Source organism: Stenotrophomonas sp. SrG, assembly GCF_050031795.1.
Taxonomy (GTDB): Bacteria; Pseudomonadota; Gammaproteobacteria; order Xanthomonadales; family Xanthomonadaceae; genus Stenotrophomonas; species Stenotrophomonas rhizophila_A.
The window spans coordinates 1-246 of record NZ_JBNBBE010000754.1 but is presented as its reverse complement, the minus strand read 5'-3'; the positions used below and the strand labels follow the sequence as shown (position 1 = coordinate 246).

The window sequence follows — 246 nt, the reverse complement described above, 5'->3', positions numbered from 1 at the left end:
TTCCACAAGCGCTGGGCGTCGGGGAGGGGGAAGGGGGAAGCGCTGGCATGCGCCGACCGTGCCTGTTCAGTGCGGGCGTCCAGGCGCCAACGCAAGGCCTGCCCCAAGCTGGCGGCGGCCCCGGTCAGCCCGGTGCCGACCTCGGCCGGGGTTTCCACCAGCTGGGCGCCATCACGGATCAGCCGGTGGCAGCCGCGCGCGCGCGGGGGGCGCGCCGCGCCGGGCCGCGCGCGGACCGCGCGCCCG

Annotated in this window: 1 pseudogene; it reads right to left on the bottom strand. The window is 78.9% G+C overall.

The features are described from left to right. Nucleotides 1-246 (bottom strand): annotated as a pseudogene (locus tag ACQG3P_RS21585) (DNA-processing protein DprA); the annotation flags it as partial.